We start from the raw sequence: 26,910 nt of genomic DNA on the forward strand, positions 1-26,910 counted from the left end.
TGCAGAGGCTCTGGCCGACACCCGCGCCATCGCCCTGTTCCTCGACATGTGCGCCGCCGAGCGCGGGTCGGCGAAAAATACGATCCTTGCCTACTGCCGCGATCTCGACGGCGCGAGTGCGCTGCTCGGCGGGCGGCTCGTGGCGGCGACCCCCGACGATCTGGCTCGGCTGGCGCATGAGTGGCGCGACCTCGCGCGCGCCTCGCTCCAGCGCAAATCGTCGGCGCTGCGCGGGTTCTTCACCTTCCTGATTACCGAGGGACTCCGCGCCGACGATCCCGCAGCGGGGCTGCCGAAGACCGCGCGCGCTCGCCCGCTGCCGAAGTCGCTCGGGTTGGGCGACGTCGAGCGGCTGTTCGCGGCGCTCGCCGACCGGGCACCGACTCTCGCGAACCTCCGGCTGACCGCGCTGATCGAACTCCTCTACGGCTCGGGGCTGCGCGCGACCGAGCTCGTCAGTCTGCCACGCCACGCGGTCCAGCCGGGGCGGGGCTTCGCCATCCTGACGGGCAAGGGCGGCAAGGAGCGCCTTGTCCCGATCGGCCAGCGCGCGCTCGCCGCAGTTGCCGCCCACGCCGCCGCTGTCGCCGTCACCGAGCGCTACCTGTTTCCCAGCGGGACAAAGCATCTGTCGCGCGTCCGCCTGTTCCAGCTCGTTAAGGACCTCGCCGCCGACGCCGGCATCCCGCCCGACCGGATCAGCCCGCACGTCTTGCGCCACGCCTTCGCGACGCATCTGCTCGAGGGCGGTGCCGACCTGCGGACGCTGCAGACGCTGCTCGGGCACGCCGATATCGCGACGACGCAAATCTATACCCATGTCCAGAGCGCGAAGCTCGTCGAGCTGGTCAACACCCGCCATCCGCTTGCCGACAAGGTCTGACGGGCGCACACTCAAAAAAACTGGGAGAGTCGCCGTGGCTACCGCCTTCAAGACCGTCGACAACGTGCAGGACCAAGTCAGCCCCGAGGAATGGGCGATCCGTGTCGACCTCGCCGCCGCGTACCGGCTCGTCGCGCATTACGGTTGGGACGACCTGATCTTCACCCATTTGTCGGCGCGCGTCCCCGGTCCCGAGCATCACTTCCTGATCAATCCCTACCAGTTGATGTTCGAGGAGATCACCGCGTCGAGCCTCGTCAAGATCGACGTCGAGGGCAAACCGGTGATGCCGACGCCATACATCACCAACGCCGCCGGCTTCACCATCCATTCGGCGCTGCACATGGCACGTGACGATGCGTTCGCGGTGATGCACCTCCACACCCCGGCTGGGCAGGCGGTCGCGGCGCAGGCGGAAGGGTTGATGCCGCTCACCCAGACCGCGATGCTGATTCGCGGCGAGGTGGCTTATCACGAGTTCGAAGGCGTCGCGCTCGACCTGGAGGAGCGCGAGCGTCTCGTCGCCGACCTCGGTACCAAGGACGCGATGATCCTGCGCAACCATGGCACGCTGACTGTCGGCAAGAACGTCGGCCAATGCTTCATCAAGATGTATTTCCTCGAGCGTGCGTGCGAGGCGCAGATCATGGCGCTGTCGGGCGGCGTCGCGAACCTTTACCACCCGCCGCAGGGGTCGCCAGAAAAGACCGCGGGCCAAGGCAAGAACGGGCTCGACGTCGTCGCCGACCGCCTCGCATGGCCCGCGCTGCTGCGGAAGATGGACCGGCTTGACCCGAGCTTCCGGAACTAGGCGTTCGGCGGCGGCAGGGCGGGTGTGCGCGCCGCGGCGCGTTGCGCTTCGGAGATGATGACCTCGAGTCGGATGACGCGCTCGGTTAGACTGTCCTGCCGGGCCTCGAGCTTTGCGTAGTCCGCGGTGAGCTGATCGACCTTGTACTGCAGCAACAGGAGGTTACGCGTACCGCTCAGAATATTGTCGATGATGCTCAAGCGTTGGCTCTGAATAAATCGGCGACGCGGTCGAGGTTCATCCCGGCAATTTCGCGCATCACGCGTACACGGATTTCATCCTCCCGCGCAGGATCGAGCGCGCGGTCGATCCGGGCGATCGTTGCGTCGAGTTGCGCATTCATCGTCCGCGTCGCCGAGTTGAGCAACTCGGCATAGGTTTCGAGCTGGACCATGACCTCCGGCGTCAGCTCGACCTCCTCGTACATCTCGTACGCCGACACCGCGCGCTTGATATATTCGCCCGTGCTGATCTTCGCGGCAGAGGCATGTGACTGCAACGCGGCCTTCTCGGCTGGATCGAACAGGACGGTGACGCGGGCGGTGGCGGCCATCGATCGTTCCTTATCATCTTCCTTATCATGATAAGCCGCCCGCTGGTTTCCTACAAGCTAGCGACGCCCCGGTACGAACGGGGCAAGCGCGAGCCACAGCCAGCCGAGCAGCATTGCCGATCCGCCGATCGGGGTAATCGCCCCGAACCAGCGCGGAGCCCCGAGCGCGAGGCCGTCGAGCGTGGCGGCAAAGATCAGGCTGCCGATCAGCAGCGCCCACGCACCGCCGCGCACCGCCGGGGTATCGCGCCAGCCGAGCAGCGCGAACACCGCGATCGCATGGGGAAGCTGAAACTGGACCCCGGTCTGGAGCCAGCCCTTTGCCAGTGGGTCGGTGACGCCGTGGACCGCCGCCGCGCCGACCGCGATCGACAGGCACGCGCTCAACGCAGCAAGCGACGGGAGGTAGCGCGCGGTCAATTGCTCGCCCGCATCAACTCGCGCGAAATCACCACGCGCATGATTTCGTTGGTGCCCTCGAGGATCTGGTGGACGCGGAGGTCGCGGAACAGGCGCTCGACGGGGTAATCCATCAGGTAACCGTAGCCGCCGTGGAGCTGGAGCGCGCGGTCGACCACCGCCATGCCGGTGTCGGTCGCCAGCCGCTTCGCCATCGCCGCGAAGCGCGTCTTGTCGGGGGCGTTGTCCTCGACCCGTGCAGCGGCAGCGTAGAGCAGCATCCGCGCCGCCTGCAGCTCGGTCTCCATGTCGGCAAGCTTGAACTGGGTCGCCTGGAAATCGGCGATCGCCTTGCCGAACTGCGACCGCCCGCGGGTGTAGGCGACCGCCTCGTCGAGCGCACGCTGCGCCCCGCCGAGCGAGCACGCGCCGATGTTGAGCCGCCCGCCATCGAGCCCGGTCATGGCGATAGAAAAGCCCTGCCCCTCATCGCCGACACGATTCGCCACCGGCACGCGCACCGCATCGAAGTTGACCTGCGCCGTCGGCTGGCTGTGCCACCCCAATTTGCGTTCGGGTGCCCCGAAGCTGACCCCTGGCATGTCCTTGTCGATGACGAGGCAGGAGATGCCCTTCGGTCCGTCGACGCCGGTGCGGACCATCGTCACATAGACGTCGTTGACCCCGCCGCCCGAGATGAACGCCTTGCTCCCTGTCACGATGTAGTCATCGCCGTCACGCACTGCGCGCGTCCGCAGCGCGGCGGCGTCGGAGCCCGACCCCGGCTCGGTCAGGCAATAGCTGGCGATCTTGTCCATCGGCACCAGCGCGGGCAAATAGCGCGCCTTCAGGTCCGCCGTGCCGAAGCTGTCGATCATCCACGACGCCATGTTGTGGATCGAGATGAACGCGCTGGTCGACGGGCAGCCGTACGCCATCGCTTCCATGATCAACGCCGCCTCGATCCGCCCGAGTCCGATGCCACCGCTCGCCTCCGAGACATAGATCGCGCCGAAGCCGAGCGCGCCCGCCGCACGAATCGTGTCGATCGGAAAGACGTGGTGTTCGTCCCAATGGCTCGCATTGGGGGTGATCTCGCTCGCGGTGAAGCGGCGCGCGACCTCCTGGATTTCGCGCTGGTCGTCGGTCAGGTCGAACTGCATGCAAAAGGCTCCGTCGGGAGCGCTGCCCTAGCAGACGGTCGACCGGCCGCCAATTATCGGGCATGCCGCAGGCGATGACTTCCACCCAGATCGTCGATGCCCTCACCGCCATCCACGCCACCTCGGTCGCCGCGCTCCGCGCCGCGCTCGGGGCATACCTCCGCGACGGCACTCCGCCCGACCCGGCGGCGCGCGCGGCGGGGGCGTTCGCCTACCCCGAACTGCGGCTGCGCTACCATGGCGGCGGCGCGCCTCGGCTGATCCGCGCTTATGCCCGCGTCACCGTGCCCGGCGATTATGCGACGACGGTGACCCACCCCGAGCTGTATCGCGACTATCTCGTCGAACAGCTCGATCTGCTCACCGCCGACTTCGGAGTCGAGATCGAGGTGGCGCGCTCGGGGGTCGAGATTCCCTACCCGTACGTTCTCGACGGCGCCGACGACCTGCGGCTCGACACCGTCGCCGCCGCCGACCTCGCGCGCTTCTTCCCGACGACCGAGCTGACGCATATCGGCGACGAACTGCCCGACGGGCTGTGGGACCTATCGCTCAACGCGACGCGTCCGCTCGCCTTGTTCGACGCGCCGCGCACCGACTTCAGCCTCGCCCGGCTCAAGCACTACACCGGCACGCCCGCTGCCGACGTCCAGCAATATGTCCTGCTGACCAACTACCACCGCTATGTCGACGAGTTCGTCCAATGGGCGTGCCGCCAGTTGCAGGGCGACACGATTTACACCAGCCTGTCGTGCAGCGGCGGGACCGTCATCGGCCGGGATGATCCCGACCCGGCGCGGGCGATAGCCGACGGCGCGTGGCGGCGCCACCAGATGCCGGCATATCACCTGACCGCTCCCGGACGCGCAGGCATCACCCTCGTCAACATCGGCGTCGGCCCGGCGAATGCCAAGACGATCACCGACCATCTCGCGGTGCTGCGTCCCGAGGCGTGGCTGATGATCGGGCATTGCGGCGGGTTGCGCCCAAGCCAGGCGATCGGCGACTATGTGTTGGCGCACGCCTATCTACGCGACGACCATGTCCTCGACGACGTTTTGCCTCCCGAAATTCCCATCCCGCCGATTGCCGAGGTCCAGCAAGCGCTTCAGCAGGCGACCGAGGCGATCACTGGCTTGCATGGGGAGGCGGTCAAGCCGCGGCTGCGGACCGGAACGGTCGTGACGACCGACGACCGTAACTGGGAGTTGCGCTTCAGCCGCACCGCGCTGCGCTTCAACCAGTCGCGCGCGGTCGCGGTCGATATGGAATCGGCGACGATTGCGGCGCAGGGCTATCGCTTCCGCGTTCCGTACGGGACGTTGCTGTGCGTGTCGGACAAGCCGCTGCACGGCGAGATCAAGCTGCCGGGGCAGGCGAACCGCTTTTACGAGGGCGCGATTTCCGAACACCTGCAGATCGGGATCGCGGCGATCGACCGGCTGCGCGCGGCGGGGGACCGGTTGCATTCGCGGAAGCTAAGAGCGTTCGACGAGCCGCCTTTCCGCTGAAGCGCGGCAAGCGATAAGCGGAAAACGCCCTTCGCGTTTGCCGCTTATCGCGCGACTCGCGCGAAGCCGGCCGGCGGGTCGGCGAACCTTTATCGCCGAACCCGACCGACGGCGCGGCTTTGCCGCGACGCCCTCCAAAGCTTAAGTTCAAAATAAGTTCACACAAACGCATGTGGTTCTTCGCGCTGCACCGGCTGTGGAATCATTGGAGCCAGCCCTCTCGACGGGACCAACAATGAGAATGAACGCGGAGTTGCCCGGTGGCGACTCGAGTGTTTGACGGTACGCCGGGTACGGGGGTGTAGGACAGAAGAGATCGCGGGCGGGCGCGGGCAAAGCCCCCGCCTTCGTCGGACAGGTTCGGCGGCTTTAGGCCGCCGCCCCGCCGGCCGGGCGCTTTCGCGAGTCCGCCGCTGCTCACAGACGCGAAGGGCGTCCGCTTCGCTGCGCATGGCCGCTAAAGCTTGACCACCATCTTCCCCGTATTCCCCCCGGTGAACAGCCCCATGAATGCCGCTGGGGCTTGGTCGATGCCCTCCATCACCGTCTCCTCCGACTTGATCCGGCCTTCGGCGATCCAGCCGCCCATCTCGGTCATGAACTGGTCGCGCAAGCTGGCAAAGTCGCTGACGATGAAGCCCTGAATCTTGAGTCGCTTGCCGACCACCAGGATCATGTTACGCGGCCCCGGCACGACTTCGGTGGCATTATACTGCGCGATCATCCCGCATTCGGCGAAGCGCGCGAACGGGTTGGCCAATTCGATCGCGACCTCGAGGTGCTCGCCGCCGACGTTGTCGAAATACACGTCGATGCCCTTCGGCGCTGCCGATCGGACGGCGTCGAGCAAATTGCCGGTCTTGTAATTGATCGCGTGGTCGACGCCGAGCGACCGCAGCCAGTCGCACTTTTCCGCGCTGCCCGCAGTGGCAATCACCGTGCAGCCCTTGAGCTTGGCGATCTGCGCGACGACCGAGCCGACCGCGCCCGCACCCCCGCTGACGAACACGGTTTCACCCGGCTTCGGCGCACCGATCTGAAGCAGCCCGGCGTACGCTGTCATCCCCGGCATACCGAGGACGCCGAGGAATGCGCTGGGGCTGATCCCGGCCAACGTCGGTAATTTATCGAACATTCCGGGCATGGCGGCAAAGACCGTCGGGTCGACGACGAATTCCTCGCGCCAGCCAAGCATCGACGTCACCATATCGCCGACCGCGTAGCCGTCGGCGTGGCTCTCGACGATTTCGCCGATCGCGTGGCCCTGGAGCGGCTGGCCGATCTGGAACGGCGGGACATAGCTCGGGCGGTCGTACATCCGTCCGCGCATATACGGATCGACCGACATGAAGCGGTTGCGAACGCGGATCTGCCCGGCGGTCGGTGCGGAGAGATCGACGGTGGCGACCTCGAAATTGTCGGCGACAGGCATCCCCTCGGGACGGCTCATCAAGCGTACTTCACGGCTCGTCGTCATGCTCGAACTCCCCACGGTGCGTTTGGTTGACGTATCGGGCAACCGGGCGGCGCTGTCGAGGCGTCGTCGGTCCGCCCGTCAGATTTGGAAGGGAATTTCGCCCAGCGCGTCGGGGACGAACACCGATCCGGGGCGGAACAGCTTGTCGAGCCCGGACATCTGGTCGCCGCTGCACAATTGCTCCTCGAGCCGTTCGGCGTCGCGGCGGCGGAATTCGGCTTCGATCGCGACGATCGTCTCGGGATCGGTGTCGAGCAGCGCCAGCGCTTCGCGGCCGAGCGCGATCGACCCATCGAAGACCTCGCGCACCGTCGCGTCGACATTCGCCCGGGTCAGCGCGAGCAGGTGGATCCGGTCAAAGGCGCGCGCGAGGATCTTCAGGTGCGGAAACGCCGCGCGGATCGGTTCGAGCGTGGCTTCGGGCGGCCACGCGCCGTCATTCGCCAACACGAGCAGTTGCGCCCCCTCGGCCCCGGCAGCGCGAAGGACGTCGACCCGCCGACCGTCGCCGAAATAGACGCGGTTGCCGAACAGGTTGCTGACGTCGATCAGTTCGGGGTCGAGGTCGATCGCGATAACCTCGACGCCGCGCGCGAGCAGCATCTGGGCGACGCCCTGCCCGAACCGCCCCGCGCCGACGAGCATGACCCGCGCGTCGGCGTCGCGGTGGACGACCTTGTCGGGGCCGTCGAGATCGGTGCGCTTCGGCGCGGCGCGGTTGAACACCGCGGCGAACTTCGCGGCGAACGGGGTCAGCACCATCGACACAGTCACCACCGCGCCGAACAGGTTCGCCGCCGAGGCATCGATCAGCAGCCCGCGCTGCGCCTGCGCAAAGAGGACGAAGCCGAACTCGCCGCCCTGCGCGAGGAGCAGGCCCATCTGCAGCGCACGGATCCAGCCGGTGCCGAACAGCCGCGCGAGCCCGCCGATGACGACGGTCTTGGTCGCCATCAGCGCCGCGACGAGGAGCACGACCATCACCGGATTGTCGCGCAGCACCGTCAGGTCGAGCGTCATCCCGACCGAGACGAAGAACAGCCCGAGAAGCAGCCCGCGGAACGGCTCGATGTCGGCCTCGAGCGCGTGGCGGTACGGCGATTCGCTGAGCATCACCCCGGCGACGAACGCGCCGAGCGCCATCGACAGGCCAAGGCTTTGCATCAGCAGCGCCGCGCCGAGGACGGTGAACAAAGCGGCGGCGGCGAATGCCTCGCGCGCGCCGAGCCGCCCGATCAGCTTGAACAGCGGGTTCATCAAATAGCGCCCGGCCAGCACCAGCCCGGCGAGCGCAGCGACGGTCAGCGCGGCGGTCTGCCAGCCGGGCCGCGCGGTCGGGTCGGGCAGTCGCGACAGCGCGCCGACGACGGTCAGCAGCGGGACGATCGCGATGTCCTGGAACAGCAGGATCGCGAAGATGCGTTCGCCGAACGGGGTGTCGGTCAGCTGGCGTTCGGCGAGGAGCTGCATGACGAGCGCGGTCGACGACAGGCCGAGCGGCAGCCCGACGACGAGCGCCGCCTGCCACGACAGGCCGGTGACCCCGAGCAGGACGCCGGTCAGCGCTAGCCCGCACAGCGTCACCTGCAGGAAACCAAGTCCGAAGATGTCGCGCCGTAACGCCCACAGCCGCGACGGCTTGAGTTCGAGCCCGATAACGAACAGCAGCAGGACGATGCCGTATTCAGCGATCTGGCCGATGCCATTGGTGTCGGTGACGAGGCCGAGAAGTCCGGGGCCGATCAGGATGCCGGCGGCGAGATACCCAAGGACCGCGCCGAGTTTGAGCTTGGCGAACAGCGGCACGAGGATGACGACCGCAGCGAGATAGACGACCGCGTCGCGGAGCGCGGACGTATCGTGCATCACGCGGGGGTCAGCGCGATGGTGCCGACCGCGGCCTGATCCGCCGCCTGTGCCGCCGCCTGGAAGGCGAGCAGGATCGAGCCGTGACGCGCCTTGTGCGGCCGCGCCGGGGCGAACAGCTCGAGACCGGGCCATTCGCCCGGCGCCTCCGCGTCACCTTTAAGGTATGCAGCGAGCGCATCGCGCGCGGTGGCGATCTCGGCGCGGGTTCGCCCGGTGATGTGCGTCCCGAGCAGCGACGCCGAGGCCTGCCCCAGCGCGCACGCCCGGACCTCCTGCCCGAAGCGCACGACGCGGCCGGCATCGTCGAGGTCGAGGTCGACGGTCACCCGGCTGCCGCAGATCGGCGACACCCGGACGACGCTCGCCTGCGGTGCGTCGAGGCGCACGGCATGCGGGATCGATGCGGCGAGGCGCAGAATTTGCGTGTTGTACAGGGTCTCGCTCATGCCAGCCGATATAGGCGATGGCATCGCCGCCGCCAAACCCGCGGCCGCGCTATTACTATGTTTTGCGGTGCCGCCTCTTGGCACAGGTGGCGAGTGCCCGGCCCGAATTGCGACCGCTTGATCCTGCCCCGACAGGCAGTGGCGTTTGTACGGTTTCGCCTTTAGCTTGCATTGACATACCCACCCGTCTTCGCTTAAGGTGTGTCGGTCGACTGATGACAAGGAGCGCGATTAGCGCTTCGCCAAGTTCGACGCGGGGGGAGAAGCAAATGCGGTTACTTTATACGGTCTCGATGCTCGCTATCGGTGCAGCGGCGCTTGCCTCGTCACCGTTGGCCGCGCAGGTAGCGACCGCAGGTCCAGCCGCCGTACCCGAAAGTGAAGCACTCGAAACGATCGTTGTGACCGCGCAAAAGCGCGAAGAGAATGTCCAGAAGGCTGCATTGTCGATTACCGCCCTTTCAGGCGCAAATATCGAGAAGCAAAAAATCTTGTCCCTAGCCGATCTTGCCAGCAGCATTACAGGCATTTCATTTACCTCGAATTCGCCGCAGTCGAACGAGATCAATATTCGCGGTGTCGTCAATACGCGCTTGAGCTCGCCGACTGCCGATCAATCGGTTTCAACCTTCGTCGACGATGTCTATGTCAGCCGTTCGGGCAATCTCAACACGTCGTTCTATGACCTCGCGCGGATCGAAGTCCTGCGCGGGCCGCAGGGCGTGCTGCTCGGCAAGAATGTCGCCGGCGGCGCGATCAATATTCTGTCGGCGCCCGCATCGTTCGATACATCGGCGCGGATTTCGCTGGCGTACGGTAATTACGATCTGAAGCAGACCAGCGGTTATGCAACCGGCGCAATCACCGACACGCTCGCCGCGCGCTTCTCGTTCCAGACGATCAACCACTCGGGCTATGCCCGCGACGTCATTCATAATGTCGACCTCGAAAACCTCGATTCGGTCCAGTTCCGCGGTCAGCTGTTGTACAAGCCGAAGGACTCTGACTTCACCGCGTCGCTCATCGTCGACTATTCGAAGGACACCAGCGACGGCATCAACCGCGTCGGCGTCCCCGACCCGGTTCTGACGGGTGTCCGGCCGTGGTCGACCGGGCGTGCACTGATCGCCGCGCTGCGTCCGGGCGGACTATCGGTCCGCCAGAGCCTGCCCGACTGGCCGACCTTCGCCGGCGATGCCTCGCCGAGCCCGCAATATGTCCGGCACAAGAATGCGAGCTATATCCTCCGCCTCGAAAAGGATGTCGCCGAAGACATCCGCCTGACGAGCATCAGCGGCTTTCGCGATGGCCGCGCGTATACGCTCTACGATCAGACCGGCCTCGGGCCGACGAATCCGTACAACGTCATCACCACATTGCTGTTCGCCGAGCCGGTCAACTTCATCGAGGACGACCACCAGTTTTCGCAGGAACTCCGCCTGACGTCGAACTATGCCGACAGCCGCTTCGACTGGATCGTCGGGGCCTATTACCTCCACAACAAGGTTCACGTCTTCGCGCGCTTCTGGGGCGAGACGCCGTTCCAGCCGGGTGGACGCCCGCCGTTCGCGCTCGCCTCGCTGTCGGGTGAATCACATTGGGACGACGCCGCGCTCAACCAGGACATCGCCGGTTTCGCGCAGGTCGGGTTCAAGATCACGCCGCGGCTCAAGCTTGAGGCGGGGGTTCGCTACACGTACGACAAGAAGGACGGTACCCAGACCGGTACCGTCATCGCGACCGGCGACCGCTTCGTGCCGACCGACCCGACGCCGCTGACCCCGCTGACCGCAAACCCGGGCTTCACCACGCCGTACGGCAAGCATTGGCAGCGGACGACGCCGCAGGCGACGCTGACGTGGACCCCGGCCGACGGCATCCTCGCGTATGCGACGATCTCGACCGGCTTCAAGGGCGGTGGCTTCCAGAACGACGCGCCGAATGCCTTCGCCGCGCGAACCCCGTACGACCCCGAAACCGTGACCAACTACGAAGCCGGGTTCAAGACTGAATTCTGGCAGCATCGCGTCCGCGTCAACGCCGCGTTCTTCTATGAGAAATACAAGAACTTGCAGGTCCAGCAGACCAGCGCGTCGTGCCTGTGCAACATCATCAACAACGCCTCGTCGGCGACGATCAAGGGCATCGAAGGTGAAATCCAGGTCGCACCGGTGTCGTGGTTCCGGATCTTCGGCACCGGCGACGTGCTCGACTCGCGCTACGACCAATTCGTCGACACCAACGGCGTCAACAACACCGGGCACTTCCTCCAGCGGACGCCGACGTGGCAGGCTTCGCTCGGCGTCGAGGCTACGACCTCGCTCGGCAGCTGGGACCGGGCGCTGTCGGGGCGGGTGACGTACCGCTACCAGGGCAAGATGTACTGGGCTCCCGACAATTTTAATTGGGAAAATCCGTACGGCCTGATCGATGCGAGGGTGTCGCTCAAGCTGCCCCACCGTGACTGGACGGTCTCGGTCTATGGCCGGAACATCGCCGACAAGCTGTATCGGACGAACATCATCGCGTTCTTCGGTGACCAGGTCTCGACCTACGCCCCGCCGCGGACGTACGGAATCGAGCTGAGCGCAGGCTTCTAGGGGGGGCAGCGCGCTACGGCTTGGCCTGCGCCACCCACGGTGATCCGGGGGTGGCGTAGTCGCTGCGGAACCAGCGCGGGTAGCCGTGGATCGTCTGGCCGCCGTCGACGAGGATCTCGGCCCCGGTGATGTAGCCGGCGGCATCGCTCAGCAGGAACGCGGCGAGCGCGGCGACGTCACCGGGCGCGCCGAGCCGCCCTGCTGGGGTTTCCGCCAGGACATCGGCGCGGGTCGCCGCGTCTTCGAGCAGCGACCGCGTCATCGACGTTTCGATCACACCCGGCAACACCGTGTTGACCCGAATGCGGTGGACGCCAAGTTCGGACGCAAGCGATCGCGCGAGCATCGCCAGCCCCGCCTTCGACGCGGCATAGGCACCGAGCAAGTCGCAGACATGGTTCGCCGCGGTCGAGGCATTGATCACGATCGCGCCACCGCTGCCGCCCGCGATCATCGCCCGCGCCGCGCCCGTCGCGATCAGGAACCCGCCGTTCAAATTGACGTCGACGTGCCGCCGCCACTGGGCATAGTCCATCTCGACGAGCGCACCGTAGCGGCCGAACCCGGCGTTGACGAACGCGCCGTCGAGGCATCCCCAATTGGCGATTGCCGCGAACATCGCCGCGACTGCATCGGGGTCTGTCTGGTCGCACGCGTGGGCGAGCACGTCGCCGCCGATCATCGCCGCGACCGCGCTTAGCTCGTCGGCGCGGCGGTCGGTGACGACGACGCGCGCGCCCTCGGCGGCGAAGTGGCGCGCGGCGGCGGCGCCGATATCGCCCGCGGCGCCGGTGACGAGGATCGTCCGGCCGTGGAGGATCGCGGTCATCGCGCGGCCGGATTGAGCGACTTGGCCATCGCCTTGGCGAGCCCCGACGGATCGCGCGCGAGATGGGCGCGGACCGAGACCGCATGCACGTCGGTATCGTGCTCGGGAATATTGTGGCGCGCGGCGAGCAGCCCGGCCTTGCCGATGTCGCGCGGGCTGGTCTTTTCGACCCAGGTGACATGCGCCGCCATCCTTGTGTCGACCGAGCCGACGATCAGCGCGGCGACATGCGTGCCCTGCGGCGCGAGTTCGGCGCGCAGGCAATCCGACGCGGCGCGCGCGGCGAACTTCGACGGGCTGTAGCCGCCCATGTTCGGCACGGCGACGATGCCGCCCGCCGACAGCACGTTGACCACCGCGCCGCCGCCGTTCGCCTTGAGGATCGGCGCGAACGCCCGGACCATCGCGACCATCCCGAGATAGTTGGTCGCAATCTCGGCGCGCATCGCGGTCATGTCGGGTGCGCTGAGCAGGGTCGTCATGCCGAATGCGCCGGCGTTGTTGATTAGCAGGTCGACGTCGGGGCACGCCGCCGCAGCCGCTGCGACCGCGGCATCGTCGGTGACGTCGAGCTCGATCGCGACCAGCCGCGGGTCGCGCGCCGCCGCCGCCTGTGCGTCAGCGAGCGAGCGCGCGGCGACATAGACGCGGCGCGCGTTCTGCGCGAGCAGCTCGTCGACGAAGCCCTCGCCGATACCGCGGTTGCCGCCGGTGACGATCGCAGTACAGCCGTCGATGTTCATGGGATCAGGCTTCCTTGGTCAGGTGGGAGTAGAAATCGGTGAAGGCCGCCTCGCCGCCGTCGAAGCCCGGGGCGGGCGGGGGTGGCGGTGCGGCGGCGAGGGCTTCGGGGGTCGCGGCGTCGGCCATCGCGCCCTCGATGGCCAGGGCACGGCGAACGAGATTGCCGCCGGTCACCCAGATTTCGCCGGTCGCTGTGCAGGCGCTGCTCGTGAGCCAAACGGCTGCGGCGGCGGCTTTATCAGGGGCGAGGCGCGGATCGACGGTGACCCCGGGTGCCGCGGTCATCGCCGTTGCGGCGTACGGGCACAGGACATTGACTCCGATCCCGGCGCGACGCTGCTCGTGCGCGAGACTGAGCGCATAGGCGGTGATCGCGCCCTTCGATGCGGCATACGCCGACCGCCCGCGGACCCCATACAGGCCGCCGGTCGACGAGACGAACAGGATGCGCCCCGATGGCGACGCCGCGATATGCGGGAGCGCGGCGTCGATTAGCGCGGTATTGGCGAAAAAGTTGATCGCCATGACCTCCGCCAGCGCGTCGGCTGGCAGGGCAGGGATCTTTGCGGCCGGGCCGGTGATTCCCGCATTGAGGATTAGCGCGTCGATCCGCCCGAACGCCGCGAGCGCGGCCGCGACGATCACCACCGCCGCCCCCGGTGCATCGACAGCGTGGAGATCGGCGACCGCGTCGCCGCCATCGGCACGCAACGCCGTGGCAAGCGTCTCCGCAGATGATGCGCCATTGCCGTGATGACGGTTGTTGACGACAACCCGCGCGCCGCGTGCCGCCCACCCTCGCGCGAAGGCCGCACCGAGGCCCTTCCCAGCACCGGTGACGACGACCACCCGTCCGGTATCGCCGTTGAAATCGGTGCTGGAAGATGCCGCCATGCCGCGACCCTAAACCTGTCGGTATGGTAGTGAAAGTCTAAACCGTCGCTTCGACCGCGATGTCTGCCGCTCGCCTCGTCACGGTGAAGGTCACGTCGTGCGCGACGACCGGCTCGTGACATGCGGAGCAGGTGACGACGGTGCCAAGCTCATGGCCGCACGGCTTGTGGGTCAGCCGCACCGGGGGACCCTCGGGCGAGCAATAATATTTGTCGCCCCACTGGAGCAGGAGCAGCAGCGCCGGATAATAATCGACGCCCTTGCGGGTGACGCGATATTCCGACCGCGCCGGGCCGGCGGCGTATTGATGCTGGCGGATGATCCCCGCGCTGGTCAGCCACGCGAGTCGTTCGGCGAGGATGTTGGTGGCGATCGCGGTGTCGCGGCGAATTTCGTCGAAGCGGCGGATACCGGTGAAGATCGACCGCATGATCAGGCTCGCCCAGCGGTCGCCCATCAATTGCGCGGCATCCTCGAGCAGCGATGTCGCGACGCCGCTGCTCGCGCGCTGCTGGCGGCGGCGGCTGTAGATCGGCGCCATCCAGCCGACGCCGGGGCCTTCGATCCAGTCGACATCGGGGGCGACGACCTCGGCATGGCAATGCTTGCAGCTCGGCACCGGCTGGAACACCGCGCCGCATTTGCTGTGGGTCAGCTCGACGCGGATCTTGTCGGTATCGGACCGCCACAGGCTTTCCCAGCGCAGCAGCATCAGCGCGGTCGGATACAGGTCGTGACCCTTGGCGGTCAGGGTGTAGTCGAAGCGCGGCGGGCTCGTCGAATACGGCGTCTTGGTGAAGATGCCCGCCTCGATCAGCCGCTTGAGCCGATCGCTGAGCAGCGCCTTGAGCAGCCCGGTCATCCGCCAGAAATCGTCGAAACGCCGAGCGCCGAGCCAGCTCGCCTCGATGATCAGCAGCGATGGTGTGTCGCCGACGGTCTCGAGCGCGCGCCAGATCGAGCAGGTGCGGATGAGGTTGGTCGCTTGCATTGTCGCAGCGACCATAGCCTATGGCAGGGCGACGCGTCGAGACGCGTAACCCTCAGTGCGTCGTCGGCGCCGGGTGGAAATCTTTCTCGAGCCCCATCGCCGCGACGAGTTCGGCGCGGTCGTAATATTCGCGCCACGCCTTGATCTTGTCGCCCTCGACTTCGAGGACGCCGACGACCGGAACCTTGCCGGCATGGCCATTGAAGACGAACTCGTCGGTCCGCTCGATGAAGACCGTGTTGCCGGTGACCGCGATGTTATGAATGTTGAGGGTAATCGACTCGGTCCCGGCACCGAGCAGGTCGATCCGCTTGCCGATCGCTTCCTTGCCGACGATAGGTTCGAGCATCATCGAATGGAGGACGCCGTCGTCGGTGAACAGGTCGGTCACCTTCTTCCAGTCGCGGTGATCCCACGCATCGATCATCGTCTGGACGACAGTCTTCGGGTCGCTGTGCATCATGGGCTCCTTCGCGGCGAGAGAGGCGGCGGGGAGCACGAGCGCAAGTGCAATCAGCAACGAACGTAACATCGATCTATCCCCCCATAGGTATGTTTATGAAAGAACCTATGAGCGACTCGGTGACGCGCCGTCAAGACTAACTTGCACAATCGAACCGGTTGAATTACGCCTGTTCACATGCAGATCGAACGCCTCCCGCCCGTCGTGGCGTCGCTCCGGCCGAGCAACCATCCATATTTGAACGGCGCGTGGACGCCGCAGCACGAGGAGGTCACCGCAGTCGACCTCGACGTCATTTCGGGAGCGATCCCGACCGACATCGACGGCATCTATCTGCGCAATACGGAGAACCAGCTCCACCAGCCGCTCGGCCGCTATCATCCGTTCGACGGCGACGGGATGATCCACGCGATCGACTTCAGCAACGGCTCGGCAACATACCGCAATCGCTGGGTGCGGACGCGGTGCTTCGCCGCCGAGCAGGACGCCGGCGGGTCGCTGTGGGGCGGGCTGATGGACGGGACCGGCGTCTCGCTCCGCCCGGGCTTCGGCGCGCACGGCCGCCTCAAGGATTCGTCGAGCACCGACATCATCGTCCACGCCGGCAAGGCGATCTCGACCTTCTACCAGTGCGGCGAGGGCTATGTCCTCGATCCCGAGACGCTCGACCAGTCGGGCCTTGCACCGTGGGTCCCGCTCGACGGCATCTCGGCGCACCCCAAGGTCGACGACCACACCGGCGAACTGATGTTCTTCAACTACTCGAAGCACGCGCCGTACATGCATTACGGTGTCGTCGATGCGCAGGGCCAGCTGACGACGTACCAGCCGGTGCCGCTGCCCGGGCCGCGGCTGCCGCACGACATGATCTTTTCCGAACATTGGTCGATCCTCAACGACCTGCCGGTGTTCTGGGATGCCGAATTGCTCAAGCGCGATGTCCATGCGGTTCGTTTCCATCGCGACATTCCGGCACGCTTCGCGCTGGTCCCGCGTCACGGCGGCGAGGTCCGCTGGTTCGAAGCCGCGCCGACCTATGTCCTCCATTTCCTCAACGCCTACGAGGAGGGGGACGAGGTCATCGTCGACGGCTATTTCCAGGAGAATCCGACCCCCGGCCCGGTCGCGAACGACGACGGCTATGGCCACCTGATGGCGCACGTCGACGAGCATAGCTTCAAGCCGACGCTCCATCGCTGGCGCTTCAATCTCACCGACGGGTCTACCCGCGAGGAGCGCCTCGACGAGCGCCTGCTCGAATTCGGCACGATCAACCAGGCGTACGCCGGGCATAAGTACCGCTATGCGTACAGCACGACGACCAAGCCCGGCTGGTTCTTGTTCAACGGCTTCGTCAAGCACGACATGCTGACCGGCGAGTCGACGGTGTTGCAGCTCGACGAGGGTCGCTACGCGAGCGAGGCACCGTTCGCCCCGCGCGTCGGTGCGATCGACGAGGACGACGGTTATCTCGTCAGCTTCATCATCGACGAGAATCGCGGCACGTCGGAGTGCATCCTGATCGATTGCAAGGACTTCGCTGCCGGTCCGGTCTGCCGGATCGCGCTGCCGCACAAGATTTCAAGCGGCACCCACGCGCATTGGGCCGACCGCCGGGTCCTCCGCCAAGCCTAGAGCCTGGCGAGGACGAGCGAGCGCAAGTCGCTCCGGACGACCTTGTTCATCGCGTTGCGCGGCAGCCGGTCGACGACAAAGATGCGCTCAGGGCGCTTAAACACCGCGACATCGTGCGCGCGCGCCATCCACGCGACGACGTCGGCGAGGGTCGGGGTTTCGCTGCCCTTCGGCACGACCGCCACCGCGACGCGCTCGCCGAGCCGGTCGTCGGGGATGCCGACCGTCGCGGCTTCGGCGAGCAGCGGCATGCCGACGAGCAGGTCGTCGAGTTCTGCGGGCGATATATTGACGCCGCCACGGACGATGATCTCCTTCGACCGCCCGACGAAGCGGTAGAACCGCGCAAGCGCTCCGTCGCCGGCGATCTCGAACAGGTCGCCGGTGCGGAAGTCACCGTGCTCGTCGAACGCCGCTGCGGTCAGCTCGGGCGCGCGCCAATAGCCGCCGAAGACATTGCCGCCGCCGATCCTCAGCTCCCCAGGCAGCCCGGGAGTCGTGATCGTTGCGCCCGTCACCGGATCGGCGAGCCGCGTCCGCATCACGCTCGGCGTCAGCCCCGGCCACTCGACGCCCTCGGCCCCGTAGCGCGGAAAATAACGCGCGCGTTCAGTCGTGTCGGGCACGTCGACGTGGCTCGAAAACAGCGACGCGCCCTCGTTCGAGCCGAAGATATTGCAGATCTGGATATTGTGGCGGGTTAGCCAGCCGTCGATCAGCCATGGCGACAGCGGCGCCGACCCCGACCCGATCGCGCGCAGCGAGGCGATCGCCCCGCCGGTTATCAGTCCCGGTTGATTCAGCAGCGCGGTCAGCACCGCCGGCGGCGCGATCGTGTAGGTCACGCCCTCGCTCGCGATCTGGCCGAGGAAGATGCCGAGGTCGAACGGGTGGTGCAGCACCAGACGCCCGCCGAGCAGCAGCCACGGCAGCACCAGCCCGCCGATCGAGCCGATGTTGACCAGCGGGAATGGGTTGAGGAGGACGTCGCCCGCGACCATTCCGGTCGCTTCGGCGACGACGCGCGCATTGAGCAGCCAGTGATTATGGTCGCGGGGCACGCCCTTCGGCCGCGACTCGGTTCCCGAGGTCCAGCAGATCGTCAGGACTTCGGCCGCATCGGTCGGATGATCTGCGACGTATGGCGCGACCGTTGCATGATCGGCGGCCGCCGCGAGTGCGCCGATGTCGGTGACGACGCGCATGTCCAGAACGTCGGCCGCCAGCCGCGCCGCCAGCCCCACATGATCGTATCCGGCGAAGGTCGTTACGGTAATGAAAGCGCGCGGGGTGGTCTGGGCGAGGATGTAGGCAAGCTCGTGTTCGCGATATTGCATCACGACGGGCGTGACCATCAGCCCGAGCCGCGCGCTGGCGAGCAGGACGACGACCGCGTCGACCGTGTTCGGCAACTGGACCGCGATGATGTCGTCCTTGACAAGTCCGAGCGCGAGAAACGCCGCCGCCGTCCGCTCGACGCGCTCGACAACCGCGCTCCACGTCAGCCGCTCGGGCATTTTGCCGTCGAGCGCGGTCCGGTTCGGCGGGTCGACCAGCGCCACCGCATCGCCGTCGACAGTGGCGGTGCGCTGGAAAAGGGCGTCGACGGTGATCCCCTGCCACCAACCCCGCGCACTGTAATCGGCGACCCGTTCGGGCGGTGTCAGAAACATCGGCTACTCCCCAGGGTCACTTGCATAAAGTAACTGACACGCCCGAACAAGTCGGTTAGACCCCATTCATGGGGTGGAAGCGAGCATGATCGGCGTCGTTCAATGGGCGACCGGAGCGATGGGGCGGACGTCACTGCGGCGCATCCTCGACCATCCCGGGCTCGATCTGCGCGGGGTCTATGCCTACAATCCCGCGAAGGCCGGGGTCGATGCAGGAACGCTGGTGAAGCGCCCGCCGACCGGGGTCTTCGCCACCGCCGACCGCGCCGCGATCCTTGCGACCGACGCGACCGTCGTCGTCCACACCCCGCGGATCACCTTGCCGTACGACGCGCTCGTCGACGACGTCGTCGCGTTGCTCGAAAGCGGCAAGAACATCGTTTCGACCGCTGGCTTCCATTGGCCCGACGCGCATGGTCCGGCGTACGCCGACCGGTTGCGCGACGCGGCGATCCGCGGTGGCGTCACGCTCGCCGGGGTCGGGGTCAATCCGGGAATGATCGTCGAGCGGATCGCGCTCGCGGCGACGGCGATGTGCGTCGACCTCGACCGGATCATCGTCCGCGAGACCGTCGAGGCGAGCGCGATGGCGTCGCCCGCGTTCGTCTTCGACCTGATGGGGCTCGGCTCCGACCCGGCGGCGGGAGACATCCGCGACGGACCGCTCGGCGACCTGTATTCGACCTTGTTCGGCGAGGTGCTCCATTTTGCGGCGGCGGCGATGGCAACGACGGTCGCGCGGATCGTCCCCGACCACCGGCTAACGCTCGCGCCCCGCGATATCGTCATCGCCGCCGGGACGATCGCGAAGGGCCGGGTCGCGGCAACCGAGTGGCGCTGGACCGCGATCATGGCGAACGGGGTCGAATTCGTCCTCGCTATCCTGTGGACCGCCGACCGCGCGCTCCACGAGGGGCTCGTTCCCGGGCACTGGACGATCGACATCGCCGGGCGCCCGAACATCGCGATAACACTCGATATCGCCGAGGCCGATCCGACGCGCCCGCCGTCGCGCGCGCTGACCGACGCGACGATGGCGGTGGCGATTCGCGCGATTCCCGACGTTGTCGCGGCACCCCCCGGGCTGTTCGCATACCAGCCGACGGCGTGGCGCGCATGACCGCGTATATCCACGACGCGGTCCGCACGCCGCGCGGCCGGGCGCGGCCCGACGGTGGACTCGCGGCGCAAACCCCGCACGGTCTTGTCGCCCACCTCGTCGATGCGCTCGATGCGCGCGGCCGCGATCCGCGCGCGGCGCGGCTGCTCGTGCTCGGCTGCGTCGGCCAGGTCGCGGCGCAGGGCGGGCACATCGCGATGGTCGCCAAGCTCGCCGCCGGGCTCGACCCGGCGACGGCGGCGCACAGCCTCAACAATTTCTGCGCCTCGGGCCTGTCGGCGATCGGCCATGCCGCCGCGGCGGTGGACGCCGGCACGACCCAGTTCGCCCTCGCCGGCGGGGTCGAGATGCTGTCGCGCGTCGCGTTCAAGGCCGACGCCGCCGACTATTATAGCGCGACCGACTTCGCCCCGCCGCTGCGCTACATCCCCGTCGCACTCGCCGCCGACATGCTCGCCGAGGCCGAGGGCATCGACCGCGCGGCGATGGACGCGGTGACGCTCGAGTCGCAAACGCGCGCCGCTGCCGCCGAGGATCGCCCGGCGCTGCTCGCGTCGCGGATCGCGGTTGGCGGGCTCGACTGCGATGAAGCAGTTCGCGCGACAACCGCAGCCAAGCTCGCAGGCATGCCGGCGGCGTTCGCCGGGATCGCCGCCGACTATCGCGGCGTCATCGGTAACGCGCCGGTCGACCATCGGCACACGCTGGCGCACGCCCCGCCGATGACCGACGGCGCGGGGCTCGCGCTGATCGGCCCCGCGAGCGGCAACCCGCGCGCGCGCATCGTCGCCTTCGCCGAGGCGGGCGGGGAGGCGCGGGCATCGCTGCTCGCCGGTTTCGCTGCGATGGACCTCGCGCTGGCCCGCGCCGGGCTCGACCTCGCCGACATCGACCGCATCGAATTCATGGAGGCGTTCGCCGTCACCATCGCCAAGTTCCACCGCGATCGCCGTCCCGACCCGGCGAAGGTCAACGTCGGCGGCGGCCACATTGCCAAGGGCCACCCGATGGGGGCAACCGGCGCAATCCTGTTGTCGACGCTGCTCGATGCGCTCGACGAATGCGGCGGGCGCTTCGGCCTCGTCGTCGCGACCGGCGCGCAGGGCGTCGGGGTCGCGATGATCGTCGAGCGGCTCGCATGATCCGTTGGCCCGGTCTGCGGCTGCCGGTGGTCGTCGCCCCGATGTTTCTCATCTCGGGGCCGGAGATGGTCGTCGCCGCGTGCCGCGCAGGGGTCATCGGTGCGTTCCCGACGCCCAACTGCCGGACCACAGCCGAGGTCGGCGACTGGATGGCACGAATCACCGCGCAACTCGGTACCGGCGATGCGCCATGGGCGGTCAATCTCGTCACGCATTCGACCAACCCCCGCCTCGCCGACGATCTCGCGATGGTCGCGAAATACCGGCCGCCGATCGTCATCACCGCGCTCGGCAGTCCGCGACCTGCGGTCGAGACGGTCCATGCCTATGGCGGCATTGTCCTCGCCGACGTCGTCACCGTCGCGCTCGGGCGCAAGGCCGCAGCGGCGGGAGCCGACGGCCTCGTTTGCGTTTCGGCCGGGGCGGGCGGTCACACCGGAATGCTGTCGCCGTTCGCCTTCGTGTCAGCACTCCGCGCCTTCTTCGACGGACCGATCTGCGTCGGCGGCGGGATCGCCGATGGCGCGGGCATCGCCGGCGCGGTCGCGGCCGGAGCCGACCTCGTCTACATGGGCACCCGCTTCCTCGCTGCCGCCGAGAGCATGGCGGTCCCGGGATATAAGGCGATGGTCGTCGCTTCCGAGCTCGAGGACCTCGTCGTCAGCGCCGCGATCACCGGGACGGCGGCATCGTGGCTGCGGCCGTCGCTCGCTGCGGCAGGCTACGACCCCAACGCGCTCGGCGGACCGGCGCGGCGCGATTACGGCGGCGACCCGGCGAAGAAGTGGCGCGACCTGTGGGCGGCGGGGCAAGGCATCGGCGCCGTTGGCGCGGTCGAGCCGGTCGCCGCGATCGTCGACCAGCTTGAGAATGAATTCCGCATCGCTGCCACTCGGCTCGCCGCGTGGCCCGACTCACCAGTTCGATAAACAACCTTGGGAGACGCACCGTGACCGAACAGGAAATCCTCGACTTCGCCGAAAAATTCGTCGGCGCGATCCAGCGCGGCGATGTCGCCACGGTCCGTGCTTGCTACGCACCCGGCGCCAAGCTGTGGCACAACACCGACCGCGTCGAGCAGACCGTCGACGAGAACATGGCGGTGCTCGACTGGTTCGTCCGGACGCTGCCCGATCGCAACTACCGCGTCGTCCGCCGCGTCGCGCTCGCCGACGGCTTCCTCCAGCAGCACGTCCTCGAGGCGACGCTACCCGACGGCACCGCGTGGTCGATGGATGCGTGCTGCGTCATCAAGATCGAGGACGGCCTGATCACCCGGCTCGACGAGTATCTCGATTCGGCGCAGGGCAAGGCACTGCGCTCGTTCGGACGGTAGCGCGGCCGCCGATGCGGGGGCCGCGGTCCCCGCATCACGCCGCCTTGGGGAACCATGGGACGAACGCCGGGGTGCGGCGGACATAATCGTCGTAGCCCGGCTTCTTGCGCTTCATCCGCCCCTCGATCGTCGGTGCGCCCGACCATTTCATCAGCGTCCACGTCAGCAGCACCGGCCCCGGCAGCGCCCACAGTCCGGTGCCAGTCTCGGCGGCGATCGCGAACAGCCCCCACCACGTTAGCGCATCGCCGAAGTAGTTGGGGTGGCGGGTATAGCGCCACAGGCCGCGGTCCATCACCTGTCCCGCGTTCGCCGGGTTCTTGCGGAAGCGCGTCAGCTGCCAGTCGCCGATGCTTTCGAAGACGATCCCGCACAGCGCCATTCCCGCGCCGATCATCCCAAGCGTCCCGACCGGCGGGCCGCCGTCGACCTGCCCGAGCTGGACCGGCAGACAGACGATGAACAGCATCGGTGCCTGGGTCGCGAAGACGAGGACAAGCGTCGCGCGGGCGAAACCCCAGCCCTTCGCCTCCTGCGCGCGCCCGAGCATGACCTGATAACGGCGGTCGGGGCCATGATCGCGCCACCGCCACAGCATGTATCCGCCGAGGCGCAGCCCCCACACAGCGCACAGGCCGAACAGCAGCGCCTTGCGCGTCGGATCGCCGTCGGCCTGGATGAACGTCGTCCCCGCCATCGCCACCATGCCGAGCGCCCAGACGCTGTCGACCGGTGTCACGTCGCGCGTCTGGAGGCAGATCGCCCAGAGCAGGAGGAACAACAGGATGAGGATCGCGGCGTTCGTCGCCACCAAGGTCAGCGCGGTCATCATAATTTCCTTAGATGACGCCGACGCCGGGTCCCGGCGGCTCGGCGTACAGCGCGGCGACCGCGGGCTGCCGATTGTCGAGGACGGCGCGGCGGTTGATCGTGCCCTTGTCCGAAATCTCGTTGGCGTCGACCGAGGGCGGGGTGTCGAGCAGCAGCACCCGGCGCACCGTCGCCGATCCGCCATGCTGCCCGGCATTGAAGCCGCGCAGCCGCTCGACGACCATGTCGAGGCTCGCACCCGGCGTTCCCCACGCCAGCACGGACAGATAATCGCGGCCATCGTCGGCCAGCACGACCTCGCCGACGAGCCCCGCAAGCGCCTTGAGCAGGCCGTCGCGGAGCTGCCCGCCATAGACCCACGTCCCGTTCGACAGCTTGAATTCCTCGGCAAGCCGTCCAGCGAAGGCGAGGCCCGCCTCAGGTGCCGCTTGGTCATGGAATACCGCAAGGTCGCCGGTGCGGTAGAACCCTTCATCGTCGAACGCCGCTGCGGTCTTGGCCGGATCGTCGAGATAGCCGCGCATCACATTCGGCCCGCGCAGCCGCACCTCGAACCGCTCGTCGTACGGGACCAGCTTGACCTCGAGCCCTGCCGCTGGGAGGCCGATGCCGACCTTGTCGGTCGGGAAATGGATGACCATGCAGCCGGTGACGGTCTCGGTCATTCCGTAGCCGGTCGTCATGTGGATGCGATGCCCGGTCTCGGCGACCGCCATCGCCTGAAGCCGGTCGAGGACGTGCTGCGCGAGCCCCGCGCCGCCGTAGAGCATCAGCCGCAGCTTGCTGAAGAACTGGCGGCGGAGGACCTCGTCGGTCTCCATCGCGTCGACGAGCATCGCATAGCCGAGCGGGACGTTGTTGAAATACGCGACCGGAATCTCGCGCAGGTTGCGGATCGTCGCATCGAACAGCCCCGGCGCGGGCTTTCCCGCATCGACGTACAGCGTGCCGCCCTCAAGCAGGGTCGCGCGCAGGACCGACGCCCCCGCCGCATGATGCCACGGCAGCCAGTCGAGCATCGTCCCGCCCCAGCCCGCCGCCTTGCCGATCGCGAGCAGACCCTGCTGCGTGCACGCGGCGATATTGTCCTGCGTCGTCGGCACGACCTTCGGCAGGCCGGTCGACCCCGAGGTTAGCATGTACGAGGCGACCGCTTGCGGATCGACCGCGGCGAGCGCGGCTTGAACCGCCGGGGTTATGAGGGTCGCGACGACGTCGGCCCAGGCGATCGCGTTCCTGCCGAACAGCGCCGGGTCGGGCGTAATTACGGGGATGTCGCCGCCGACAGCCGCGATCGACGCGGCGAGTGCGGGACTGGCGTCGGTGTAGATCAGCGCCGGATCGGTCTTGGCGATGACGTGGCGCAGCCGCGCGCGGTCTCCGCCCGCCATGCCGTACGCGAGTCCGACCGGGCAATGAATCACCCCGGCGGCGTAGGCGGCGAAGGTAAGGACCGCGGCGGGGAGGGTGTTGCCTGCAATGACGATGATCGCCCGGCCGCGCGGGACATGGTCGAGCAGCCATTGTGTCGCCGCGTCGATGTCGTGCTTGAGCGCGGCATAGCTCGTATGCGCCCATTCCCCGTCAGCCCCGCGAAACGCGAGCGCAGTCTTGTCCCCGGCGCGGGCGGCGCTCGCGGCGAAGGCGGCGGGAATGTTCGCCTCATACGCGCCGAGCTCGATCCTTGAGCGGATGACGACACTGCCGTCAGCACGCCGATCGACCGCGAGATCGACCGGCATGAACTCGGCCTCGCGGAACGGGGCCGCGAGCGCTGCCGTCGCCATCATCGGGCGACGGGGCGGCTGACCAGTTCGGTGACCTGGACCGGGACCGGCTTCCCCGCCTTCTGGTCGTCGATCACGCTGCGGTCGACATAGTCGCGCCAGCCGCTGATCTTGTCGCCGCGAAATTCGATGACGCCGCAATACGGCGCGATGATCGTCTTGCCCTCGGGCGTGTCGTATTCGTCAACGCCTTCGACGAACAGCCGGTCAGCGGTCTCGGCGTGGGTGAAGATCCGCCAGCGCACCGCGCCGACGCCCGGCCCGAACGCCGCGAGGAACTTGCGCGCCTCGTCCTTGCCGTGCGCCGCCGGGGCGACCGCGGCAGCGTAATGCCAGACGATGTCGTCGGTCATCGCGGCGAAGATGAAGTCGGTGTCCTTGCGCTTCCACGCGTCGATGACCGCGCTGAACTGCTTGAAACGAGTGTCCATCTTTTTCTCCCCTGCTGACGCCGCCGCGGGTCCGAGCAGCAGCCCGGCCGCGGTCGCCGCGACAAATTCACGTCGATCGATCATGCCGCGCGGTCGACGATGAAGCTCACCGTCGTCGTCGTCGAACCGCCGATATTGAGGGTCTGGACGGTCTTCGCGCCCTCGACCTGATAATCCCCGGCGGTCCCCGTCACCTGCTTGAACGCGTCGAGCGCCATGCGAATGCCGGTCGCGCCGACCGGGTGGCCGGTGCCGATTAGTCCGCCCGACGGGTTGATCGGCAGCGCGCCGCCGCGCTCGATCGTGCCGTCCTCGATCGCCTTCCAGCTTTCGCCGGGGGCGGTAATGCCGAGATGATCAATCGCCATATATTCGGTTGCGGTGAAGCAGTCGTGGGTCTCGATCAGGTCGATCGCGTCGAGGTCGATCCCGGCGCGGGCGCGCGCATCGACGATCGCGCGGCGGACCTGGGGGAAGACATAGGCGTTGTCGCGGCTGTTGCGGATCTTCTGCGAATAGCTGATCGGCGCCGAGCGGTGTCCCCAGCCGGCAATCCGCGGCAGGCTGTCGAGCGCGATGCCGCGCTTCGCGGCATATTCGGCGGCACGCTTCGGCGAGGCGAGGAAGACGACCGCCGTGCCGTCGGTGACCTGCCCGCAATCCATCTTGCGCGTCCGTCCCTCGACCACCGGGTTCGCGGCGTCGTCGGCGGTGAAGCTTTCGGGGGTGAATTTCCACGCGCGCGTCTGCGAATTCGGGTTGTGCTTGGCGTTGCCGAAATTGATCTCGGCGATCCGCATCAGGTGCGCGTAGTCGAGGCCGTAGCGCCTTTCATATTCGTCGGCGAGATCGGAAAAGGCGCGCGGCCAGACGAACTTGGCGTCCCCGAATTCGTGGCCGTTCCACGCCGCCGCGCCGAGGTTTTCGGCAGCGGTCTGGCCTGGCACGTTGCGCATCTGCTCGAGACCGACGACGCAGGCGAGGTCGTAGCGCCCGGCCTCGATCTCGGCGGTGGCGGCAAGCATGGCGACGCTGCCCGACGCGCACGCCGCCTCGTGACGTGAGGTCGGTAGGCCATCGAACACGGGGTCGACGAGGCCGAAGAAGCCGCCGAGCAGCCCCTGTCCGGCGAACAGGTCGCCGACGAAGTTACCGACGTGGCCGGTGTCGATCTCGGCCGGGTCGAGCTTTGCCGATGCCATGCCCTCGTTGATCGCCTCGGCGAAGGCCCCCGCCATGTCGATCCCGCGTCGATCCCAGTTCTGCGAGAAATCGCTCTGCCACCCGCCGAGGATATATGTCATCTAGCGCGTCCTGTCCCA

The 26,910-nt window shown here is 67.4% G+C and carries 26 protein-coding genes; 9 read left to right on the forward strand and 17 right to left on the reverse strand.

Annotated elements, in window-relative coordinates; genetic code table 11:
- The first annotated feature begins 46 nt into the window (after window positions 1–46).
- Both KZX46_RS07935 and KZX46_RS07940 read left to right on the forward strand, forming a co-directional pair.
- Window positions 47–883: a tyrosine-type recombinase/integrase gene (locus tag KZX46_RS07935; RefSeq protein WP_255615537.1), complete on the forward strand. Its 837-nt coding sequence runs from the start codon at window positions 47–49 to the stop codon at window positions 881–883.
- 34 nt (window positions 884–917) lie between these two features.
- Entirely contained in the window at window positions 918–1,694 is a 777-nt protein-coding gene (locus tag KZX46_RS07940; RefSeq protein WP_219776150.1) for a class II aldolase/adducin family protein, read from the forward strand.
- Here KZX46_RS07940 and KZX46_RS07945 read toward each other — a convergent pair.
- Genes KZX46_RS07945 through KZX46_RS07960 form a run of 4 tightly spaced genes read right to left on the reverse strand, consistent with a single transcriptional unit; the run spans window position 1,691 to window position 3,809 of the window.
- Window positions 1,691–1,894: a hypothetical protein gene (locus tag KZX46_RS07945; protein ID WP_219776151.1), complete on the reverse strand. Its 204-nt coding sequence runs from the start codon at window positions 1,892–1,894 to the stop codon at window positions 1,691–1,693. The two genes, KZX46_RS07940 and KZX46_RS07945, sit on opposite strands and share 4 nt — an antisense overlap.
- Complete coding sequence (locus KZX46_RS07950) at window positions 1,891–2,247, reverse strand: hypothetical protein (RefSeq protein ID WP_219776152.1); 357 nt, start codon at window positions 2,245–2,247, stop codon at window positions 1,891–1,893. Before KZX46_RS07950 ends, KZX46_RS07945 begins: the two co-directional genes overlap by 4 nt.
- Window positions 2,248–2,304: 57 nt before the next feature.
- Window positions 2,305–2,667, reverse strand: coding sequence for a DUF423 domain-containing protein (locus tag KZX46_RS07955; protein ID WP_219776153.1), 363 nt, complete (start codon window positions 2,665–2,667; stop codon window positions 2,305–2,307).
- On the reverse strand, window positions 2,664–3,809 hold the full coding sequence (locus KZX46_RS07960) for an acyl-CoA dehydrogenase family protein (RefSeq protein WP_219776154.1): 1,146 nt from the start codon (window positions 3,807–3,809) through the stop codon (window positions 2,664–2,666). The genes KZX46_RS07955 and KZX46_RS07960 overlap by 4 nt, the downstream gene beginning before the upstream one ends.
- Window positions 3,810–3,883: 74 nt before the next feature.
- Between KZX46_RS07960 and KZX46_RS07965 the strand changes: the two genes are divergently transcribed.
- Entirely contained in the window at window positions 3,884–5,320 is a 1,437-nt protein-coding gene (locus KZX46_RS07965) for an AMP nucleosidase (protein ID WP_370647507.1), read from the forward strand.
- A 457-nt stretch (window positions 5,321–5,777) separates the two neighbouring features.
- Here KZX46_RS07965 and KZX46_RS07970 read toward each other — a convergent pair whose 3' ends face one another.
- From KZX46_RS07970 to KZX46_RS07980, 3 genes are all read right to left on the reverse strand, one after another.
- The gene (locus tag KZX46_RS07970; RefSeq protein ID WP_219776156.1) at window positions 5,778–6,797 is read right to left on the reverse strand and encodes an NADP-dependent oxidoreductase; all 1,020 of its coding nucleotides are present in this window, start codon (window positions 6,795–6,797) and stop codon (window positions 5,778–5,780) included.
- A gap of 78 nt (window positions 6,798–6,875) precedes the next feature.
- Window positions 6,876–8,663 carry a monovalent cation:proton antiporter-2 (CPA2) family protein gene (locus KZX46_RS07975; RefSeq protein ID WP_216709700.1) on the reverse strand — a complete coding sequence of 596 codons (1,788 nt, stop codon included), beginning with the start codon at window positions 8,661–8,663 and terminating at the stop codon, window positions 6,876–6,878.
- Window positions 8,663–9,112, reverse strand: a complete 450-nt coding sequence (locus KZX46_RS07980; protein ID WP_216709699.1) for an iron-sulfur cluster assembly scaffold protein — start codon at window positions 9,110–9,112, stop codon at window positions 8,663–8,665. The genes KZX46_RS07975 and KZX46_RS07980 overlap by 1 nt, the downstream gene beginning before the upstream one ends.
- Before the next feature lie 269 nt (window positions 9,113–9,381).
- Between KZX46_RS07980 and KZX46_RS07985 the strand changes: the two genes are divergently transcribed.
- Window positions 9,382–11,712 carry a TonB-dependent receptor gene (locus tag KZX46_RS07985; protein WP_219776157.1) on the forward strand — a complete coding sequence of 777 codons (2,331 nt, stop codon included), beginning with the start codon at window positions 9,382–9,384 and terminating at the stop codon, window positions 11,710–11,712.
- Window positions 11,713–11,725: 13 nt separating this feature from the next.
- On the opposite strand, the gene KZX46_RS07990 is transcribed toward KZX46_RS07985, so the two are convergent.
- The 5 genes from KZX46_RS07990 to KZX46_RS08010 are packed head-to-tail and all read right to left on the reverse strand — an operon-like array spanning window position 11,726 to window position 15,702.
- A complete protein-coding gene (locus KZX46_RS07990) occupies window positions 11,726–12,541 on the reverse strand; it encodes an SDR family NAD(P)-dependent oxidoreductase (protein WP_219776158.1) in 816 nt (271 codons plus the stop codon).
- Window positions 12,538–13,284: an SDR family NAD(P)-dependent oxidoreductase gene (locus KZX46_RS07995; protein WP_219776159.1), complete on the reverse strand. Its 747-nt coding sequence runs from the start codon at window positions 13,282–13,284 to the stop codon at window positions 12,538–12,540. The genes KZX46_RS07990 and KZX46_RS07995 overlap by 4 nt, the downstream gene beginning before the upstream one ends.
- 4 nt (window positions 13,285–13,288) lie before the next feature.
- On the reverse strand, window positions 13,289–14,179 hold the full coding sequence (locus KZX46_RS08000) for an SDR family oxidoreductase (RefSeq protein ID WP_219776160.1): 891 nt from the start codon (window positions 14,177–14,179) through the stop codon (window positions 13,289–13,291).
- A gap of 37 nt (window positions 14,180–14,216) precedes the next feature.
- A complete protein-coding gene (locus KZX46_RS08005; RefSeq protein WP_219776161.1) occupies window positions 14,217–15,170 on the reverse strand; it encodes a helix-turn-helix domain-containing protein in 954 nt (317 codons plus the stop codon).
- Window positions 15,171–15,222: 52 nt separating this feature from the next.
- A complete protein-coding gene (locus tag KZX46_RS08010) occupies window positions 15,223–15,702 on the reverse strand; it encodes a limonene-1,2-epoxide hydrolase family protein (protein WP_219776162.1) in 480 nt (159 codons plus the stop codon).
- 108 nt (window positions 15,703–15,810) lie between these two features.
- On the opposite strand from KZX46_RS08010, the gene KZX46_RS08015 reads away from it, so the two are divergent.
- Window positions 15,811–17,268: a carotenoid oxygenase family protein gene (locus tag KZX46_RS08015; RefSeq protein WP_219776163.1), complete on the forward strand. Its 1,458-nt coding sequence runs from the start codon at window positions 15,811–15,813 to the stop codon at window positions 17,266–17,268.
- Here KZX46_RS08015 and KZX46_RS08020 read toward each other — a convergent pair.
- Window positions 17,265–18,941, reverse strand: a complete 1,677-nt coding sequence (locus tag KZX46_RS08020; protein WP_219776164.1) for a class I adenylate-forming enzyme family protein — start codon at window positions 18,939–18,941, stop codon at window positions 17,265–17,267. The two genes, KZX46_RS08015 and KZX46_RS08020, sit on opposite strands and share 4 nt — an antisense overlap.
- Window positions 18,942–19,026: 85 nt before the next feature.
- On the opposite strand from KZX46_RS08020, the gene KZX46_RS08025 reads away from it, so the two are divergent.
- Genes KZX46_RS08025 through KZX46_RS08040 form a run of 4 tightly spaced genes read left to right on the forward strand, consistent with a single transcriptional unit; the run spans window position 19,027 to window position 22,539 of the window.
- Entirely contained in the window at window positions 19,027–20,061 is a 1,035-nt protein-coding gene (locus KZX46_RS08025; RefSeq protein ID WP_219776165.1) for a hypothetical protein, read from the forward strand.
- The gene (locus KZX46_RS08030; RefSeq protein WP_219776166.1) at window positions 20,058–21,203 is read left to right on the forward strand and encodes an acyl-CoA thiolase; all 1,146 of its coding nucleotides are present in this window, start codon (window positions 20,058–20,060) and stop codon (window positions 21,201–21,203) included. Before KZX46_RS08025 ends, KZX46_RS08030 begins: the two co-directional genes overlap by 4 nt.
- Window positions 21,200–22,132 carry a nitronate monooxygenase family protein gene (locus tag KZX46_RS08035; RefSeq protein ID WP_219776167.1) on the forward strand — a complete coding sequence of 311 codons (933 nt, stop codon included), beginning with the start codon at window positions 21,200–21,202 and terminating at the stop codon, window positions 22,130–22,132. Before KZX46_RS08030 ends, KZX46_RS08035 begins: the two co-directional genes overlap by 4 nt.
- Before the next feature lie 20 nt (window positions 22,133–22,152).
- Window positions 22,153–22,539, forward strand: a complete 387-nt coding sequence (locus tag KZX46_RS08040) for a nuclear transport factor 2 family protein (RefSeq protein ID WP_219776168.1) — start codon at window positions 22,153–22,155, stop codon at window positions 22,537–22,539.
- Between the two features lie 34 nt (window positions 22,540–22,573).
- Here KZX46_RS08040 and KZX46_RS08045 read toward each other — a convergent pair whose 3' ends face one another.
- From KZX46_RS08045 to KZX46_RS08060, 4 genes are all read right to left on the reverse strand, one after another.
- Window positions 22,574–23,368 carry a DUF1295 domain-containing protein gene (locus tag KZX46_RS08045; RefSeq protein WP_226896173.1) on the reverse strand — a complete coding sequence of 265 codons (795 nt, stop codon included), beginning with the start codon at window positions 23,366–23,368 and terminating at the stop codon, window positions 22,574–22,576.
- A 10-nt stretch (window positions 23,369–23,378) separates the two neighbouring features.
- Entirely contained in the window at window positions 23,379–25,160 is a 1,782-nt protein-coding gene (locus tag KZX46_RS08050) for an AMP-binding protein (RefSeq protein ID WP_226896174.1), read from the reverse strand.
- Window positions 25,157–25,588, reverse strand: a complete 432-nt coding sequence (locus KZX46_RS08055) for a nuclear transport factor 2 family protein (RefSeq protein WP_216709684.1) — start codon at window positions 25,586–25,588, stop codon at window positions 25,157–25,159. Before KZX46_RS08055 ends, KZX46_RS08050 begins: the two co-directional genes overlap by 4 nt.
- An 80-nt stretch (window positions 25,589–25,668) precedes the next feature.
- Window positions 25,669–26,892 (reverse strand): acetyl-CoA acetyltransferase, encoded by a 1,224-nt coding sequence (locus tag KZX46_RS08060; protein WP_219776170.1) that lies wholly within the window; start codon window positions 26,890–26,892, stop codon window positions 25,669–25,671.
- Window positions 26,893–26,910 lie beyond the last annotated feature (18 nt).

It is taken from the genome of Polymorphobacter sp. PAMC 29334, from assembly GCF_019431245.1.
Classification (GTDB): Bacteria; Pseudomonadota; Alphaproteobacteria; order Sphingomonadales; family Sphingomonadaceae; genus Polymorphobacter_B; species Polymorphobacter_B megasporae.